The sequence below is a fragment of the Micromonospora halophytica genome (assembly GCF_900090245.1).
Lineage (GTDB): Bacteria > Actinomycetota > Actinomycetes > Mycobacteriales > Micromonosporaceae > Micromonospora > Micromonospora halophytica.
Genome location: NZ_FMDN01000005.1, coordinates 227,688 through 245,326, shown reverse-complemented (window position 1 = coordinate 245,326; position 17,639 = coordinate 227,688). Strand labels below are relative to the sequence as shown.

14 protein-coding genes are annotated in these 17,639 nt (G+C 74.0%); 7 read left to right on the top strand and 7 right to left on the bottom strand.

The genetic code is table 11. The features are described from left to right. The first annotated feature begins 19 nt into the window (after positions 1-19). Complete coding sequence (locus tag GA0070560_RS10260; RefSeq protein ID WP_091294197.1) at positions 20-3,214, top strand: UvrD-helicase domain-containing protein; 3,195 nt, start codon at positions 20-22, stop codon at positions 3,212-3,214. Between the two features lie 102 nt (positions 3,215-3,316). On the opposite strand, the gene GA0070560_RS10255 is transcribed toward GA0070560_RS10260, so the two are convergent. Both GA0070560_RS10255 and GA0070560_RS10250 read right to left on the bottom strand, forming a co-directional pair. Next, complete coding sequence (locus GA0070560_RS10255) at positions 3,317-4,099, bottom strand: prepilin peptidase (RefSeq protein ID WP_245675452.1); 783 nt, start codon at positions 4,097-4,099, stop codon at positions 3,317-3,319. 10 nt (positions 4,100-4,109) lie between these two features. Next, on the bottom strand, positions 4,110-5,093 hold the full coding sequence (locus tag GA0070560_RS10250) for an EamA family transporter (RefSeq protein WP_170839350.1): 984 nt from the start codon (positions 5,091-5,093) through the stop codon (positions 4,110-4,112). Between the two features lie 294 nt (positions 5,094-5,387). Here GA0070560_RS10250 and GA0070560_RS10245 point away from each other — a divergent pair, with 294 nt between their 5' ends. Together GA0070560_RS10245 and GA0070560_RS10240 are read left to right on the top strand one after the other, a co-directional pair. Next, positions 5,388-5,855 (top strand): LppU/SCO3897 family protein, encoded by a 468-nt coding sequence (locus tag GA0070560_RS10245; RefSeq protein WP_170839358.1) that lies wholly within the window; start codon positions 5,388-5,390, stop codon positions 5,853-5,855. Between the two features lie 140 nt (positions 5,856-5,995). Beyond that, positions 5,996-7,237, top strand: a complete 1,242-nt coding sequence (locus GA0070560_RS10240; protein WP_091294188.1) for an ATP-binding protein — start codon at positions 5,996-5,998, stop codon at positions 7,235-7,237. 9 nt (positions 7,238-7,246) lie between these two features. Here GA0070560_RS10240 and GA0070560_RS10235 read toward each other — a convergent pair whose 3' ends face one another. After that, positions 7,247-7,792 carry a GNAT family N-acetyltransferase gene (locus tag GA0070560_RS10235; RefSeq protein ID WP_091294185.1) on the bottom strand — a complete coding sequence of 182 codons (546 nt, stop codon included), beginning with the start codon at positions 7,790-7,792 and terminating at the stop codon, positions 7,247-7,249. A 134-nt stretch (positions 7,793-7,926) separates the two neighbouring features. On the opposite strand from GA0070560_RS10235, the gene GA0070560_RS10230 reads away from it, so the two are divergent. Together GA0070560_RS10230 and GA0070560_RS10225 are read left to right on the top strand one after the other, a co-directional pair. Continuing rightward, entirely contained in the window at positions 7,927-8,472 is a 546-nt protein-coding gene (locus GA0070560_RS10230) for a DoxX family protein (protein WP_091294183.1), read from the top strand. A 203-nt stretch (positions 8,473-8,675) separates the two neighbouring features. Continuing rightward, complete coding sequence (locus GA0070560_RS10225; protein ID WP_091294181.1) at positions 8,676-10,121, top strand: glycosyltransferase 87 family protein; 1,446 nt, start codon at positions 8,676-8,678, stop codon at positions 10,119-10,121. A gap of 31 nt (positions 10,122-10,152) precedes the next feature. On the opposite strand, the gene GA0070560_RS10220 is transcribed toward GA0070560_RS10225, so the two are convergent. From GA0070560_RS10220 to moaC, 4 genes are all read right to left on the bottom strand, one after another. Beyond that, positions 10,153-10,587, bottom strand: coding sequence for a molybdenum cofactor biosynthesis protein MoaE (locus GA0070560_RS10220; RefSeq protein WP_091294178.1), 435 nt, complete (start codon positions 10,585-10,587; stop codon positions 10,153-10,155). Next, positions 10,581-11,840: a molybdopterin molybdotransferase MoeA gene (locus GA0070560_RS10215; RefSeq protein ID WP_091294175.1), complete on the bottom strand. Its 1,260-nt coding sequence runs from the start codon at positions 11,838-11,840 to the stop codon at positions 10,581-10,583. The genes GA0070560_RS10220 and GA0070560_RS10215 overlap by 7 nt, the downstream gene beginning before the upstream one ends. A gap of 89 nt (positions 11,841-11,929) precedes the next feature. Further along, on the bottom strand, positions 11,930-12,400 hold the full coding sequence (locus GA0070560_RS10210) for a MogA/MoaB family molybdenum cofactor biosynthesis protein (protein WP_091294469.1): 471 nt from the start codon (positions 12,398-12,400) through the stop codon (positions 11,930-11,932). After that, a complete protein-coding gene (moaC, locus tag GA0070560_RS10205; RefSeq protein WP_091294172.1) occupies positions 12,397-12,888 on the bottom strand; it encodes a cyclic pyranopterin monophosphate synthase MoaC in 492 nt (163 codons plus the stop codon). Before moaC ends, GA0070560_RS10210 begins: the two co-directional genes overlap by 4 nt. Positions 12,889-13,767: 879 nt before the next feature. On the opposite strand from moaC, the gene GA0070560_RS10200 reads away from it, so the two are divergent. Together GA0070560_RS10200 and GA0070560_RS10195 are read left to right on the top strand one after the other, a co-directional pair. Then, the gene (locus GA0070560_RS10200; protein ID WP_091294466.1) at positions 13,768-16,293 is read left to right on the top strand and encodes a putative bifunctional diguanylate cyclase/phosphodiesterase; all 2,526 of its coding nucleotides are present in this window, start codon (positions 13,768-13,770) and stop codon (positions 16,291-16,293) included. 47 nt (positions 16,294-16,340) lie between these two features. Continuing rightward, on the top strand, positions 16,341-17,636 hold the full coding sequence (locus GA0070560_RS10195; protein ID WP_091294169.1) for a glycosyltransferase 87 family protein: 1,296 nt from the start codon (positions 16,341-16,343) through the stop codon (positions 17,634-17,636). The last annotated feature ends 3 nt before the right edge of the window (positions 17,637-17,639 follow it).

Genomic DNA, 17,639 nt, shown 5'->3' with positions numbered 1-17,639 from the left:
GGCCGTGACAGGATGCGGCGTGCCTCCGTTCAGCGCCGCACCCCCCGGTGGCGTCCCGCCGTTCGTCGCGGACCTGCACATCCACTCGAAGTACTCGCGCGCGTGCAGCCGCGACCTCACCCTGCCCAACCTCGGCTGGTGGGCCCGGCGCAAGGGCATCGGTGTGCTCGGCACCGGGGACTTCACCCATCCCGCCTGGTACGACCACCTCCGGGAGTCCCTGCGCCCCGCCGAGCCCGGCCTGTACCGGCTCAGCCCCGAGGTGGAGCGGGACGTGGCTCGCCGACTGCCGCCGAGGCTGGCCGACGAGGCGGAGGCCGACCCGGTCCGGTTCATGCTGAGCGTGGAGATCTCCACGATCTACAAGCGGGACGACCGGACCCGCAAGGTGCACCACCTGATCTACCTGCCGGATCTGGACGCGGTGGCGCGGTTCAACGCGGCGCTGGGGCGGATCGGCAACCTGGGCTCGGACGGCCGGCCGATCCTCGGCCTGGACTCCCGGGACCTGCTGGAGATCACCCTGGAGGCCAGCCCGGACGGCTACCTGGTGCCGGCGCACATCTGGACACCCTGGTTCTCGGCGCTGGGCTCGAAGTCCGGCTTCGACGCGATCGCCGACTGCTACGCCGACCTGGCCGAGCACGTCTTCGCGGTGGAGACCGGCCTCTCCTCCGATCCGGAGATGAACTGGCGGGTCGGCAGCCTGGACCGCTACCGGCTGGTCTCCAACTCGGACGCGCACTCGCCGCCCGCGCTGGCCCGGGAGGCGACCGTCTTCGCGACCGGCCGGGACTACTTCGCCGTGCGGGAGGCGCTGCGCACCGGGGACGGGCTGGCCGGGACGATCGAGTTCTTCCCCGAGGAGGGCAAGTACCACGCGGACGGGCACCGGCTCTGCGGGGTGAACTGGTCGCCGGAACGGACCCGGGAAGCGGGTGGGCGCTGCCCGGAGTGCGGCAAGCCGCTCACCGTCGGGGTGCTGAGCCGGGTCGAGGAGCTGGCCGACCGGCCGGCGGGACACCGCCCGGCGCATGCCCGGGAGGTCACCCACCTGGTGCCGCTGGCCGAGATCCTCGGCGAGATCAACAAGGTGGGTGCCCGGTCGAAGAAGGTCGAGGGGAAGCTCAACGAGCTGGTCGCCGCGCTCGGCCCGGAGCTGGAGATCCTCACCCGTACCCCACTGGACGAGATCGGTCGGGTCGGCGGCGAGCTGCTCGCCGAGGGCGTCGGCCGGCTGCGGCGCGGGGACGTGCGCCGGGTGCCCGGCTACGACGGCGAGTACGGGGTGATCACCCTCTTCGACCCGGCGGAGCTGGGCGGCGCCGGTGCGTCGGCCGCGCAGGAGACGCTTTTCGACGTACCGGTGCCGGCGCAGCGCACTCCCGCGGAGCCGGCGCCCAGGCCGAAGGCGAAGCGCCCGGTGGCGGCGAAGGCCGAGCCGAAGCGGAAGGCCGCGCCGCCCCCACCGCCGCCGATCGCACCGGTGCCCTCCCCGCACGAGCCGTTCGAGCCGATGCTCGCCGGCATGGAGGAGGTCGGCACCGGGCTGCTGGATCGGCTGGACGCCATGCAGCGGGTGGCCGCGTCCGCGCCGGGCGGTCCGCTGCTGATCGTCGCCGGGCCGGGCACCGGCAAGACCCGGACGTTGACGCACCGCATCGCGTACCTCTGCGCGGAGCTGAACGTCTTCCCGGAGCAGTGCCTGGCGATCACCTTCACCCGGCGGGCCGCCGAGGAGCTGCGGCACCGCCTGGACGGGCTGCTCGGGCCGGTGGCCGAGGACGTCACCGTCGGTACGTTCCACTCGCTGGGGTTGACCATCCTGCGGGAGAACGCGCAGGCCGCCGGGCTGCCGGGCGACTTCCGGATCGCCGACGACGCGGAGCGGACGGCGGCCCGCACCGAGGCCGGCGACGACGACGCCCGGTACGCCGCGCTGCTGCGCAAGCAGGATCTGGTCGATCTGGACGAGCTGCTGACCCTGCCGGTCGCGCTGCTGAAGGCCGACAAGAAGCTGGTCCGTGACTACCGCGAGCGCTGGCGGTGGATTTTCGTCGACGAGTACCAGGACGTCGACGCGGTCCAGTACGAGCTGCTGCGACTGCTCAGCCCCGCCGACGGCAACCTCTGCGCGATCGGCGACCCGGACCAGGCGATCTACTCCTTCCGGGGCGCGGACGTCGGCTACTTCCTGCGCTTCTCGCAGGACTTCACGGACGCCCGGCTGGTCCGGCTGAACCGCAACTACCGCTCGTCGGCGCCGATCCTGGCCGCCGCAGTGCAGGCCATCGCGCCGTCGTCGCTGGTCCGGGGCCGCCGGCTGGACCCGGCCCGGCTCGATCCGGAGGCCCCGCTGGTCGGTCGCTACCCCGCGGCCTCCGTCTCCGACGAGGCCGATTTCGTGGTACGCACCGTCGACGAGCTGGTCGGCGGGCTGTCCCACCGGTCGCTGGACTCGGGGCGGATCGACGGCCGGTCGACCACCCTCTCCTTCTCCGACATCGCGGTGCTCTACCGCACCGACTCCCAGGCCGCGCCGATCGTGGACGCCCTCGCCCGGGCCAACATCCCGGTGCAGAAGCGCTCGCACGACCGGCTCCGGGACCGGCCCGGCGTGATGGCGATCGCCCGCGAGCTGCGGCACGCGGACGGTCTCGGCGGCGGCCTGCCCGCCCGGGTACGCCTCGCCGGCCAGGTGCTCGCCGAGCGCTTCGCCACCCCCACCCTGGACGGCTCCGCCGCGGTGCGCCCCGAGGATGTCCGGGTGGCGGTCGACCTGCTCACCCCGCTGGCCCGCCGCTGCGGCGACGACCTGGGGCTGTTCCTGTCCCAGCTCGCCACCGGCGCGGAGGTGGACTCCCTCGACCCGCGCGCCGAGGCGGTCACCCTGCTCACCCTGCACGCGGCGAAGGGGCTGGAGTTCCCGGTCGTCTTCCTGGTCGGCGCGGAGGACGGGCTGCTGCCGCTGCGCTGGCCGGGCACCGAACCGGACGACGACGCGGTCGCCGAGGAACGGCGGCTCTTCTTCGTCGGGCTGACCCGCGCCCAGGACCGGCTCTACGTCAGCCACGCCACCCGGCGGGTGCGGCACGGCGCGGAGCGCGACTGCCGGCCGTCGCCGTTCCTCGACGTGATCGACCCGGGCCTGTTCGAACGCTTCGGCGAGGCGGAACCCCGCCGCCCCAGGGACCGCCAACTCCGCCTCATCTGAGACCGGACTCACGCCCCATGATCGGGTAGCGGAATGTGACACGACACGCCGGCTGGAGTGTCGGGAAACGCTACCCGATCATGTCTGCCGGCCTGCGGCGCTTCAGGCGAGGAGGACGGCGAGCCAGGCTCCGGCGAGGATCGCCGGGCCGAACGGCAGGGGGGTGTCGCGGCGTACCCGGCGGGTGGCCAGCAGGACCAGCACCACGACTCCCTGGAGCAGGTGCGGCAGGAGCAGGCCGAGCCAGAGCGCCGGCCAGCCGAGCCAGCCCAGCGGCAGGCCGAGGGCGGCGGCGAGCTTCACGTCGCCGAAGCCGAGCCGGGACCCGGGCAGGAGGGCCAGCGTCACGTACCCGGCCAGGGCGAGCGCGGCCCCGGCGAGCGCGACCCCCAGCCGGCCCGGCGTACCGGCGACCAGCGCGGCCACGACGAGCCCGGCACCGCCCGCCACGGCGGTCGCGGCCACCAGCGGGTCGGGCAGTCGCAGGCAGCTCAGGTCGACTGCCGCCAGCACCAGCCCACCGGTCGCCACCAGCAGGAACGCCGGCAGGGCCGGGTCGGGGCCGAGCGCCACCGCCAGCCCGCCGAAGACCAGTGCCGCCACGACACTCGCCGGGCCCGTCACGACCGGCGCGTTGACGTCCAGCGGCACCGATGACGCCGGGCCGGCTGCGCCGCTGACCCGCCGGATCGGGGCGGCGCGGGCGGGCCGACCCGATCCGACCCGAGCGTCGGCATCGGCGTGGCCGGGTGCGGGCCCGCCGGGGTCGGCCGGTTCCCGGGCGTCGGCGGCAAACCGCCGGGCGAGCGCGGGCGCGGCCCGGGCGACCAGGGCCCCGACGACCGCGCCGAGCAGCGCGGCGGCGGTCACCAGGCCGACGGACACGGTCGGGACGTTACCGGCGGGCGGGCTCCCCGGCTGCCCCGGCAGCGGCCTCCCCGGCCGGGCGCCGGGGTCGCTCGGTGCTCACCACCAGCGCCACACCCGCCACGATCACCGCCCCGCCGAGCAGCACCTGCGCGGTGACCGGCTCGGCGACCAGCAGCGCGCCGAGCGCCACCGCCACCGCCGGGTTCACGTAGGCGTACGTCGCGACCAGCGAGATCGGCGCGTGGTGCAGCAGCCACACGTACGCGGTGAAGGCGACCAGCGAGCCGGCCACCATCAGGTACGCCAGCGCGGCCCAGGACCGGGTGCTCACCTCGGCGGGGGAGAACCCGCGCAGTTCGTCGCGGGCCAACGCGAGCACGGCCAGCGCGGCGGCCCCGGCGAACATCTCGTACACGGTGGCGACGAAGGGATCGGCGGGCATCCGCAGCCGGCCGGAGACGAACGAGCCGATCGACCAGCAGGTGGCGGCGGCGACCACGGTCAGCGCGCCGGCCAGCGGCACGGAGTCCGCTCCGCCGCTCGGCAGCACCAGCAGCACCAGGCCGAGGAAGCCGAGGGTCACCCCGCCGAAGGTCCAGCCGCGCGGCCGGTCGCCGGTGACCGTCCGCAGCAGCACCACCAGCAGCGGCACGATCGCCACCAGCAGGGCCGCGACGCCGGACGGCACGGCAACCCCGGGCGGGCCGGACTCGGCGAGCACCACCAGTCCGTTGCCGCCGGCCAGCAGCAGCACCCCGACCAGCGCGGCGGAGCCGAGCTGTCGGCGGTCCACCCGCAACGCGCCCGGCCCCCGGCGCAGCCGCAGCACGGCGGCGAGCACCGCTCCCGCCGCGGCGAACCGGAGCGCGGCCGAGGCGAGCGGTGGCAGCGACTCCACGGCGATCCGGATGCCGAGGTAGGTGGAGCCCCACAGCACGTAGACCAGCACCAGCGCGGTCCAGATCAGCGCAGGAGCGGCGGGTGTCGTTCGCGAGGAAGGTGAGCTCATCGGTCGACCACGCTACGGTGGCCAGGGTGTCGGCGTCCCGCAGTGGTGGCCGGGCTCTCAGCAGTGAGTACGCAGGAGGCGTGCATGGCGAACTACGGACCGCCCGACGGCCCGCCGCCGCCGTGGGCCGGGCGGCGCCCCGACGACGCGTACGACGTCGGGCCGGGTCCGCAGCGGCTGCCCGGGTGGGGTGAGCCGCACACCGGCCGGCAGGACCGGCACCCGGGTGGGTACGCCTCCACCGGGCCGCATCCGCCCGCCGTCCCGTACCAGCAGGGTGGGCCGGCCGCGTACCTGGGCGACCCGACGCCGCCCCGTCCGAGGCGCCGGGGTCCGCTGGTCGTGGTGCTGTCCGTGCTGGGGGTCCTCGTCCTCGGCGGGGCCGGCGTGCTGTGGTACCTGTCCGGGCAGGAGAAGACGACGACGCCGGTGGCGGGCAGCGCCGCGCCGGCCGTGACCGTCGATCCCGCCCGCCCCGGCCCGGCCCCCACCACGCCGGCGCCGGCCTCCTCCTCGGACCCCCGGTTCGTCAAGGCGGGGCAGTGTGTCCGCAACGACGGGCCGGCCGGCGGCAGGCCGAGGCTGCTGATCGCCGAGTGCGCCCCGAGCACGTACGAGGTGCTGCGCCGGTTCGACGGCGAGACCAGTGGCGAGCGGGACGCCGAGGCCAAGTGCGGCCAGGTGGCGGGCTACACCGACTGGTTCTTCTACGACAGCGAGCTGGATTCGCTCGACTTCGTACTCTGCCTCCGGAAGCGCTGACCGGCTCCGTAGCCGAATATCGGGCTGTCTAGCGTGGGTGCTAGACAGCCCTAGTTTTGTGTCGAGACCCGGAGACACGCCGATAGGCCCGTCTATCCATCTCTAGGCCGACGGCTAGACGGCCCGATACTGTGCGATACGTGGATCCGGTCCGCAACCCGTACGCTCCGGGCGCCGGCCAGCGCCCGCCCGAACTCGCCGGGCGGGGGCGGGAGCTGGACGTCTTCGACGTCGTGCTGGAGCGCATCGCCCGAGGCCGCCCCGAGCGCAGCCTGATGCTCACCGGACTGCGCGGCGTCGGCAAGACGGTGCTGCTCAACACGCTGCGCTCGCAGGCGATCAACCACCTCTGGGGCACCGGCAAGATCGAGGCCCGGCCCGACCAGTCGCTGCGCCGGCCGATCGCCGCCGCCCTGCACATGGCGGTCCGCGAGCTGGCGCCCCGGCACCGCGCCCCGGAGCGGATCGACGCCTTCCTCGGCGTGCTGAAGGCGTTCGCCCAGCGCAGCGCGCCGACCGGGCGGGCAGCCGCCGCCCCGAAGCTGCGCGACCGCTGGCAGCCCGGCATCGACGTGCCGGCGACCAGCGGCCGGGCCGACTCCGGCGACATCGAGATCGACCTGGTCGAGCTGCTCAGCGACGCGGCCGGGGTCGCCGCCGACGTGGGCACCGGGATCGCCGTCTTCATCGACGAGATGCAGGATCTCGGCGCGGAGGACGTCTCCGCGCTCTGCGCCGCCTGCCACGAACTCTCCCAGCTCGGTGCGCCGCTGATCGTGGTCGGCGCCGGCCTGCCGCACCTGCCGGCCGTGCTCAGCGCGGCCAAGTCGTACTCCGAACGCCTCTACCGCTACCAGCGCATCGACCGGCTCGACCGGCTCGCCGCCGACCAGGCGCTCTGCGCGCCCGCGGAACGGGAGGAGGTCGAGTACGAACAGAAGGCCCTCGACCTGCTCTACGAATCCTCCGGCGGCTATCCGTACTTCGTCCAGGCGTACGGGAAGGCCACCTGGGACCACGCGCCCCGGTCCCCGATCACCGCGGCGGACGTCCGGGTCGCCGCGCCCGAGGCGGAGGCCGAGCTGGCGGTCGGCTTCTTCGGCTCCCGCTTCGAGCGGGCCACCCCGGCCGAGCGCGAGTACATGCGGGCCATGGCGACGTTGTCCCTGGTGGAAGGGGAGACCGACGGCGGCGGTCGCGACGACATGGACGCCGCCGTACCGACCGCCGAGATCGCGCGGGCGCTCGACCGGAAGCCGGCCAGCCTCTCCCCGGCCCGGGACGCGCTGATCAAGAAAGGGCTGATCTACTCCGGTGAGCGGGGCACGGTCGCCTTCACCGTCCCGCACTTCGGCCGCTACCTGCGTACCCAGCCGGCCTGACCGGTCCGGTCAGACCCGCGCCCAGGGGGGCGGGAAGATCACCTCACCCGCCGGCGGTGACGACTGGCCGCTGACGTCCGGCGGCAGCACCAGCGCCTGCCACGGCTCGCCGAGCCCCGACCAGGGGCTGGTCAGCCCCAGCCGGTCCGCCGGGGTGAAGCCGAACCGCCGGTAGTAGGCCGGGTCGCCGAGCACCACGACGAGCCGCTCGCCCAACTCGGTCGCCGCCTCCAGCGCCGCCTGCACCACGGCGACGCCGTGGCCGACCCGCTGCCGGTGCGGGGCCACCCCGACCGGCCCGAGCGCCAGCGCCGGGTACCGGGCGGCGTCGGACTTCACGTGGACCCGGCTCAGCAGGGCACACCCGACCACCTCGCCGCCGTACTCGGCGACCATGGCCAACTCCGGGATCCAGGCGGGACTGCCACGCAGCTCGTCGACCAGCCCCACCTCGCCCGGTGTCGTGCCGTCCGGGCGGGCGAACGCGGCGGCCAGCACGCGACGGACCGGGCCGGTGTCGGCAGGTCCCTCGGGGCGTAACCGCAGGGTCGTCACCCGCGCGACGTTACCCGCCACGACCGGCCCATCAGCGACGGTCGCTCGAATCGGCGTGGCGCGGCGGGCGTGGCCACCGGTCCGGATCGGCCGTTGTCCGGATAACGGCCGCTCCGGCGGGGTATGACTGATCCATGAAACCCGTGCGCTCCCTCGCCCGCGTCATGTTGAGCGGCATCTTCGTGGTCAGCGGCGCCCGCAACCTCCAGCACCCCGAGCGCCTCGTGCCGGCCGCGAAGCCGGTCACCGACCGGATCGCCCCCCTGATCCAGCGGGCCGCCCCGCAGCTCCCCACCGACACCGAGACACTGATCCGTGCCAATGCCGTCGTGCAGCTCGCCGCCGGCCTGATGCTCGCCACCGGGAAGTTCACCCGGCCGGCGGCGCTGGTGCTCGCCGGCACGCTGGTGCCCACCACCGCCGCCGGACATCCGTTCTGGGACAACGACGACCCGGCGGCGCGGACCAGCAACCAGATCCACTTCCTGAAGAATCTCGGCCTCTTCGGCGGGCTGCTGCTCGCCGCCGCCGACACCGGGGGGAAGCCCGGTCTGCGCTGGCGGGCGGGCCACCGCATCGGTCACTCTCGACGCTCGGTCCGGCGTGTGGTCCGCACCGCCCGGCGGGAGGCGCGGATCGCCGCCCTCTCGGCGGCCACCGCCCGGCGACTTCCGGGCTGACCTGCATCAATACGGCCACCACCCCCGCAAGGCCGCGAATCACCTGAACCACCCCACTGGCGTTAACGCGGTGGAAATGTCAAAAACATGTGTGGGATCGGACACGGTCGCATAACGCGGGAGGCATCAACGTGAGGCGCCGTTCTAGGCTCCGTACCGGACCTGGACGGGTAGGACGACCTTGGTACGGGGGTGGCCAAGCCATGCCGACGATCGTCGGTAGAGGGCTGGACCGCCTCGCCCCGGGCCATCGCGCAGCGCGTGGGATCGATCGCAGGACAGTCGTACGGATCGGCATCGTGGCCGCCGTCGCCTATGCCGCATGGCTCGCCATCGGCGCGTTCGGGCGACCGTACAACTTCTTCGACATGAAGATCTACCACGGCGCGGTGGTGTGGTGGGCGAGCGGCCACGAGCTCTACGAGTTCATCGCGCCGACCACCACCCTCGGCTTCACCTACCCGCCCTTCGCCGCACTGGCGATGCTGCCGATGGCGCGTGTGCCCGTCGAGGCCGCCGGCTGGATCAACGCGGCGGGCAGCATCGGCGCCCTGGCCGTGGTGCTGGCCGCGCTGCTGCGCCCGATCGTCGACCGGCTCGGCTGGTCGCTCTGGTTCAACGTCGGGATCGCCACCTCGATGTCCGTCGCCCTCGAACCGGTCCGGGAAACCCTCGGCTACGGCCAGGTCAACGTGCTGCTCTTCGCACTGATCATGGCCGACCTGGTCGGGCTGCGCTGGCGCTCCCGGCGAGGCACCCACGGCCGGCCCACCGACGGCCCTTTCCTGCGCTTCCTCTACAGCGGAGCGTGGGCCGGCATGGGCATCGGCCTGGCCACCGCCGTGAAGCTGACCCCCGCGCTCTTCATCGTCTACCTGCTGGTCACCCGGCAGTGGCGCACCGCGGCCACCGCCGTCGGCACCACCATCGGCGTCACCCTGGCCACCTTCGGCATGGTCGGCACGGAGTCGCGGGCGTACTTCGCCGGAGTGCTCTGGCAGACCGAGCGGGTGGGCGCCGCCGACATGACCCCGAACCAGTCGCTGGCCGGCCTGCTGGCCCGGCTCTACGACTCGATCGAGACGCCCGGACTGCTCTGGCTGGCGTTCTCGGTGCTGGTCCTGGCGCTCGGCCTGTCCCGGGCCGCCACGGCACGCGCCGACGGCGACGAGCTCACCGCGTTCACCCTGGTCGGGATCACCGCCAACGTGATCAGCCCGATCTCCTGGACGCACCACCTGGTCTGGGTCATCCCGGCGATCGTGGTGCTCGCCGACGCCGCGGTACGCCGCCGCGAGGCGAGCCGGGGAATGGCCCTGCGGGCCGCCCAGTCGTCCGGGTACGGAGGACCGCCCGGGGTGACCGGGCTGCGCCCGCCGATCTGGTACCCGACGCTGACCGGCCTGCGGCACGCCGTCGCGGCGGTCGGGCTCTACCTGCTCTTCCTCGTGTCGCCCATCTGGCCGTACGAGCACCAACTCCCCGAGGTCTCGCACTACCAGGACGGCCTCTTCGGCGCGTTGATGGAGAACTCGCTGGCGCTGGCGCTGATCGTGCTGGTCGCCGCGCTGCCCTGGCGTCCCGGTGCCGAGCCGGCCTTCTACACCGACCGGTTGGCCCGCACCGCCCCCGCTGCCGCCCGCCGCTGACCCGTCCGGCCGAAGCCTGGGGTGGGAGCGGTCAGGGGCAGTTGACCCATTCCTCGGCGCCGTCGGCGAAGACCTGACGTTTCCAGATGGGCAGTCGCGCCTTGACCTCGTCGACGAGGCGGGCACAGGCCGCGAAGGCCGCCGCCCGGTGCGCGGTGCTGACCGCCGCGACCAGGGCCGCGTCGCCGATCTCCAGCCGGCCGATGCGGTGCGAGACCGCGACCGCGTACACGTCGGGGTCGGTCGCCACCTCGGCGGCGACCTCACGGAGCACCGCTTCGGCGCTCGGGTGACCCTCGTACTCCAGCAAGGTCACCGGGCGGCCGTGGTCGTGGTCACGGACGACGCCCTGGAAGGAGACCACCGCGCCGGCCCGCCGGTCCGCGACCGCCGCCTCGTGCGCGGCGAGGTCGAGCGGGTGGTCGGTGACGGCGAGGACGGTCACGGACGGATCGGCGGTCACCATGAGCGCTCCCCGGGCAGCAGCGGCAACGGTACGACCGGCACCCGTGCCCCGGCCTCGCCGGTGGTGCCGGGACGGATCACGGCGAAGCCGTCCGCGCCGGCCAGCCCACGCAGCATCGCCGAGCCGACGTGGCGCAGCGGGTGCGCGGTGCCGGCGGCCCGGTCCAGCCGGACCAACGCCAGGTGGGTGTACGCGCCACGGCCGGGCACCGGCTCGGCGAGCGTGGCGTACGGCAGCGCCGGCACCGGCCGGCCGGACAGCCCGGCGAGCAGCGGCGCGACCAGGGACACCAGGGCGACGATCGCGGACTGCGGATTGCCCGGCAGCCCGGCCACGAAGCGGACCCGGCCGTCGGCGCCGGCCAGTCGGGCCAGCAGCATCGGGAAGCCGGGACGGACCGCGACGGTGTTCACCACGTAGTCCGCGCCCAACGCCTCCAGTGCGGGGTGCAGGTGGTCCACCGGGCCGTGCATGGTGCCACCGGTGGTGCAGACCAGGTCGGCGTTGGCCAGCGCGCCGCGCAGGGCGGCCACGTGGGCGGGCAGGGTGTCCGCCACCGGCCCGACCACGTCGGACGGGCGCACCTGGCAGCCGTACCGGCGCAGCCAGGCCGGCACCGCGGGGCCGAGGGCGTCGCGGACCCGACCCGCGCCGGGCGGGCCGGCGGTCAGCAGCTCGTCGCCGAAGACCAGCAGCGCGGCCCGGGGCTGCCGGCGCACCCGCAGCTGGTCGTGGCCGCAGGAGGCGGCGAGGCCGATCAGCGCCGGGTCGACCGGGGTGCCGGCGGGCAGCAGCTCCTCACCGGCGTGCGCCTCCTCGCCCGGCTCCCGCCACTCCGGCTTCGGCCGGGGGGTGCCGGTGACCCGCCCGTCGGAGGTACGGCTCGACTCCTCGATCCGCAGCACGGCGGTCGTACCCTGCGGGACCATCGCCCCGGTGGCGATCTCGACGGTGGTGCCGTCGACGGTCAGCGGCGCCGGGGTGTTGCCGGCCAGCACCCGCCCGATGACGTCCCACGGGCCGGTGCCGCGCACCGCCCAGCCGTCCACGCTGGAGGTGGGGAAGGCGGGCAGGTCGGTCCGGGTGGTCAGCGGCTCGGCGAGGGTGTGCCCGTCGGTGTCGGCGAGTGGCCGGCTCACGGCCGGGAGCGCGGCGGCCAGGCCGACCGCGTACACCCGGGAGCGGGCCTCCTCCCAACCGGCCGGCGGGGGTACGGCGGCCTCTGCCGTCGCGGCGGCGGTTTCCGTGCTCACCGGGCTGGCCTCCGTTCGGTCCGGGGCGCGTGACCTCGCTCCGCGCTCCTCCCGGCGAGCCTATCGCCCGGCACCGGACACCCGCGCCCTCAGTGGTCGCCACCACGGAGCTGGTCCACGGCGTGGCTGAGGATCGGGCCGAGCACCGCGAGGCCGTCCTTCGCGCCGCCGGTCGACCCGGGCAGGTTGACCACCAGCATCCGGCCGGCCACCCCGGCGACCGCCCGGCTCAGGGCCGAGGCGGGGACGCGGTCACGGCTGTACGCCCGGATCGCCTCGGCGATGCCGGGGATCTCGTAGTCGAGCAGCGCCCGGGTCACGTCCGGCGTCCGGTCGGTCGGGGTGATCCCGGTGCCGCCACTGGTCAGCACCACGTCGACCCCGTCCGCCATTGCGGTCCGCAGCGCCTCGCCCACCGGCTCGCCGTCGGGCACCACCACCGGCTCGTCGACGGTGCAGCCCAGCTCCCGCAGGCCCGCCACGAGCAGCGGCCCGCTGGTGTCGGCGTAGACGCCGGCGGCGGCCCGGTTGGAGGCCACCACCACCCGCGCCCGGATCACGGCCGGCCCTCCGGGCGGACCCACTCGCCGGTCTTGCCGCCCTCCTTGCGCAGCACCCGGACCGCGTCCACCGAGGCGGCCGGGTCGACGGCCTTGACCATGTCCACCAGGGCGAGGCCGGCGACCGCCACCGCGGTCAGCGCCTCCATCTCCACCCCGGTGCGGTCGGCCGTACGTGCCGTGGCGGTGATCTCGACGGTGTCGTCGGTGAGTCGCAGGTCGACCGTGACGCCGTGCAGGGCGATCGGGTGGCAGAGCGGGATCAGATCAGGAGTGCGCTTGGCGCCCATGATGCCGGCGAGCCGACCGACCGCCAACGCGTCACCCTTGGGCAGGCCGTCGCGACGGAGCAGGTCGACCACCTCGGCGGTGGTACGCAGCCGGCCTGCGGCGACGGCGAGCCGCCCGGAGACCTGCTTGGCGGAGACGTCGACCATGCGGGCCTCGCCCGCCGCGTCGACATGGGTGAGCTGCGCGGGATCGGTCACGTCCGCGAGCCTATCGGCAGGCGTGGCCGGGGAGGGACGCCACCGGGCACCCCTCCCCGCCGTACCCGCCCGCCGACAGTCGCTGGGGGGACTTCTGACGGGCGGGGGCCTCGCCGGCCTGGTTCTGACCGTGGTCAGAACCTCCCCCGATCGCCGGCCTGCGCCACGCTAACGAGACCGGCGATAAGAAATCGATAGAAGCGGGAACGCCGTCTCATGGTCCGCGTCCGGTCCCGGCGAGCCGGTGAGCCGGCAACGCACCTGTACGCGCCGGCACGGGGGCGCGACTCTTCCGCACAGACTCGCGCTGCCAGGCCCCAATGTGCGAATCTCCCCGAGTGCGACGGCTCCCCACCGCTCAACGCTCACCGTTCGCAGGTTAGCGATCACACAAGATTTCACCCGGAGGCTGCCAGGCGGTCACCAAACGGCACGAGACATTCGAATTCGAGTGCGAGGGCAGCACACGTGGCCGGCCGGGGCATCGGCCGATCCGGGGGTTGGGAGATGGCATCCGCAGCGCCACACTGAACGCGACGCGAACTGTGGTGCACCCCAGGCCACAGCGTTGTGCAGCGAATCGGGTACACCATGAAGGCCAGTGACCGCTCTCCGCACAACCCATATGGACAGAACGTTATGAATCGCCACACTATTGGCTAATGTTGAATATAGTTACATTTATCCGCGCCAAGTAGCTGCTTCCTGACTTAGGCTGCCAATCATCACTCATACGGCTTAGCGCCACCCTTCGGGGCGGTGCCCGGGTGGAGAGAGGCAGCGACATGCGCGGCAACGACTGGAACTGAATTCGACCCTGGGGCGTGGATCCGTCCGGAGGTAGGCTGCTGACGGCAAATGGCGGCCACCGGGAGGGACATGACCCTTTCCCAGCGACGAGACAATGAGACCGATAGGCGGCTGACGCTGCTGGTCGGTCTCGTCGTCGTTGCGGCCACAGTGGTCGTGGCGGTCTCGCTGCGCGAGGCATTCCCCACCCCCCTGCTGACCAGCACCACCGGTGTGTCGACCCTGGTCATGCTCATCTTCACCATCGCGGTCGGCACCCTGTTCAAGGCGCGCATCCGGATCAGATCCACGACACATTCGATCAGTTGGAACGAGACGGCGCTGGTGATCGCCGTGGCGATCGCGCCGACCCCGTGGGCGGTCCTGTGCACGGCAGTCGGGGTTGCCCTGGCATCCCTCCAGCTACCGTCGATCAAGCTGGCCTTCGGCGTCGGGAAGAACGTCCTGATGGCAGCGGTCGCCGGGGTGGTCTTCTCGGTCGTCGGCTGGGATCGCCTGCCCGTCCAGCCGTGGGACATGATCCCGCCCCTGGCCGTCGTCTACCTGGTCGCCGTGGTCATGGACGAGGTACTCGGGATCCCGGTGATCGCCCTCGCCTCCGGAAACCGGATCTCCCACCAGTTCCGCAGCAACCTGGACCTGCGGATCGCCGGTTACGCCGTCCGCTTCGTCGTCGTGGTCTGCACAATGCTCATCCTGCGCGCCGATCCCCGGCTGCTGCTGGCCATGCCGCCCCTGGTGCTCAGCCTGCACCTGGCCTACTCGACCCGGATCCGCACCCGCACCGAGCAGCAGGCCTGGCAGCGGCTCGCCCGCACCACCGACGCGCTCAACGTGGTCGACCTGGGCAAGGTTCTCACCACCGCGGTCACCCAGGCCGCCGAACTGTTCTCCGCCGACGAGGTCGAGATCACGCTGCGCGACGACGGACGCACGGTCCGCGGCGCGGGGAGCACCATCACCTACGACGGGCCGGCCGGCGAGCCCAGCCCGGTCGACGGCGCGGTGGTCACCGCCCGTTTGGAAGGACACGACCGCACCGCCGACGTGGGCACCCTCCGGTTGTGCTTCCGCGGTCCGGTGCAGCTCTCCGAACGGGAGCAGTACACCCTGCGCACCTTCACCTCCGCGCTCTGCACCGCCGTGCGCAACGCCCAGGCGTACGCGGAGCTGGCGCGGGTGGCCGCCGAGCACGAGCACGCCGCCACCCACGACGCGCTGACCGGGCTGGCCAACCGTCGGCACCTGCTGGAGAACGGCACCGAACAGCTCGCCACCCGGCACGCCGTAGGCGTCACCGCCCTGGTGCTGATCGACCTCAACCACTTCAAGGAGGTCAACGACACGCTCGGCCACGCCGCGGGGGACCAGGTCCTCATCCAGGTCGCCGACCGGCTGCGGCGTGCCGCCCGCGACGAGGACCTGGTGGCCCGACTCGGCGGCGACGAGTTCGCGGTGCTGCTGCGTGCCCTGCCCGCCCCCGCGGTGGCCGCGCATCGGGCGGAGGCGCTGATCGGCGTCCTGCACGAGCCGTTCGACGTGGACGGTATGCGGATCAGCGTGGAGGCCAGCGGCGGCATCGCCGTCGCCCCGGCCAGCGGCGGCATGCCCGAGCTGCTGCGCCGCGCCGACGTGGCGATGTACCAGGCGAAGCGGGCCGGGCAGCGGGTCGCCACGTACGCCCCGGGCCGGGACACCGCCGACCTCGGCCGGCTCACCCTCGGCGGGGAACTGCCCAGGGCGGTGGCCGACCACGAGTTCACCGTCAACTTCCAGCCGATCGTGGACCTGGGCACCGGCGAGGTCACCGGAGCGGAGGCCCTGGCCCGCTGGCACCACCCCACCCACGGCATGATCGATCCGCTGCGCTTCCTGGAGGCCGTGGAACGCTCCGGCCTGCTCCCCGCGTTCGCCGAGGCGATCCTCGACCAGGCCCTGCTGGCCGCCGTCAGCTGGCGAACCGCCGGCTTCGACCTGCCGGTCTCGGTCAACGTCTCCCCGCGCAGCCTGCTCGACGCCCGCTTCCCGGGCGCGGTGCTCGCCCGGCTGCGGGCGCACGACCTCCCGCCGGACCGGCTGGTGCTGGAACTGACCGAGACGCTGACCCTCAGCCAGCTCGACGTCGTCGACCGGGTGCTCAGTCGGCTGCGCGACGCCGGCGTCCGGCTCGCCCTGGACGACTTCGGCACCGGCTACTCGTCGCTCTCCCTGCTCTCCCGCATCCCGGTGCACGAGCTGAAGATCGACCGGAGCTTCGTCACCGCCATGGAGGGGTCGGCGGAGGCCGCCGCCGTCATCCGTTCCACCCTCGACCTGGGCCGCAGCCTCGACCTGACCGTGGTCGCCGAAGGCGTGGAGAGCGAACCGCAGCGTCGGGCCCTCTGGGAGTTGGGCTGCGCCGCCGGACAGGGGCACCTCTTCGCCCGGCCACTGCCCGCCGGCACCCTCCTCGCCGCCCTTCAGCGCGGCTCGGGCGGGCGTCCGGGCACCCTCGTCCCGCCGCTGCACGACACCGGCGCGGTCATCCGTCTCGCCCCCGGTCGCCGCCAGCCCCGGCCGAAGGGCGCGACGGGCCTTCCCCATTTGCCGGCCTGACGCCGGCCCGGCCGGGCCCGCACGACCGGTCTGCCACACTTGCCGGCGTGACCGCCCCCGACCGAGCCGTCCGCACCTGGCGGGTGGTGGACTCCGCCGCCGGGGGCCTCGCCCTCGACCTGGGCCTCTACGCTGCCTCCGCCGCCTTCGCCGCGGTCACCGCCGCCACCTCCACCCTGCCGCCGCACCGGGCCTGGGGCAGCATCGCGGCGGTCGGGTACCTGCTCGCCACCCTCCTGGTCGCCGGCCAGTTCCTCGCCCGCCGATCCCGTCCGGCACTGGCCGCGACCCCGGTCCGCTGGGCGGTCACCGGGCTGACCTGGACCACCACCGCCCTGCTGCCGTTGGTGGCGCAGAGCGTGCAACGGGCGTCGGGGCGTACCGACCGGGCGCAGGAGGAGGTGGTGGTGGTCGAGCACGCCGGCATCCGGCTGGCGGAGACCGGCACCCCGTACCTCGGGCACGACGCCATCGCCGCGCTCCCCGCCGACGAGCGGCTGCTCGGCTACACGCCGTACCAGCCGGGGATGGCACTGTTCGGGCTGCCCCGGGCCGCCGTCGACGCCTGGTGGACCGATTCCCGGGTCTGGTTCGCGCTGGCCACCGCGCTGGCGCTGGCCCTGGCCGTGGCCGTCCTGCGCGACACGCGCCGCCCCCCGACCGACCGACCGGCCCCCGCGACGGTGCTGCGGGGCGTACAGGCGGCGACCGTGCTGCCGGTCTGCGCGCTCACCCTCGCCACCGGCGGCGACGACCTGCCCGTACTCGCGCTCTGCCTGCTCGCGCTGGCTCTCGCCGCCGCCGGCCGGGCGGGCGCGGCGGGCGTCGCGGTCGGGCTCGCCGGGGCGCTGAAGCTCTTCGCCTGGCCCGTCGCCCTGGTCCTGATCTTCTGGGGCGCCACCCGACGGGCCGGGCTCCGGGTCACCGCCGGCGCGCTCGGCCTGCCACTGCTCGCCCTGCTCCCGGCCCTGCTGGTCGACCGGGACGCCCTGGTGGAGAACGTGCTGCGCTTCCCGCTCGGCCACGGCCTCGTCACCAGCCCCGCCCAGTCACCCTTCCCGGGCCACCTCGTCGCGACCACGCTGCCGGCCGGCCGGGTGGTCGCCGGCGCACTGCTCGTCGCCGCCGGCCTGGCCATCGCCGTGCGGCTGCTGCGCCGCCCTCCCCGCACCGCCGCCGCCACCACGCTGATCTGCGGGTACGGCCTGCTCGCCGCGATCGGACTGATGCCATCCACCCGCTTCGGCTACCTGCTCTACCCGCTCGCCCTGCTGGTCTGGGCGCCCGCGCTCACCCCGACCGGAGTCCCGGTTTCGCCGACAGAGGCCGCTTCCAGGGCGTAGACC

Bases quoted from the DNA above. Each gene is read 5' to 3' on its own strand.
- GA0070560_RS10250 (WP_170839350.1), bottom strand. From the start codon at position 5,093: ATGAGCTCACCTTCCTCGCGAACGACACCCGCCGCTCCTGCGCTGATC.
- GA0070560_RS10230 (WP_091294183.1), top strand. From the start codon at position 7,927: ATGAAACCCGTGCGCTCCCTCGCCCGCGTCATGTTGAGCGGCATCTTC.
- GA0070560_RS10225 (WP_091294181.1), top strand. From the start codon at position 8,676: ATGCCGACGATCGTCGGTAGAGGGCTGGACCGCCTCGCCCCGGGCCAT.
- GA0070560_RS10220 (WP_091294178.1), bottom strand. From the start codon at position 10,587: ATGGTGACCGCCGATCCGTCCGTGACCGTCCTCGCCGTCACCGACCAC.
- GA0070560_RS10200 (WP_091294466.1), top strand. From the start codon at position 13,768: ATGACCCTTTCCCAGCGACGAGACAATGAGACCGATAGGCGGCTGACG.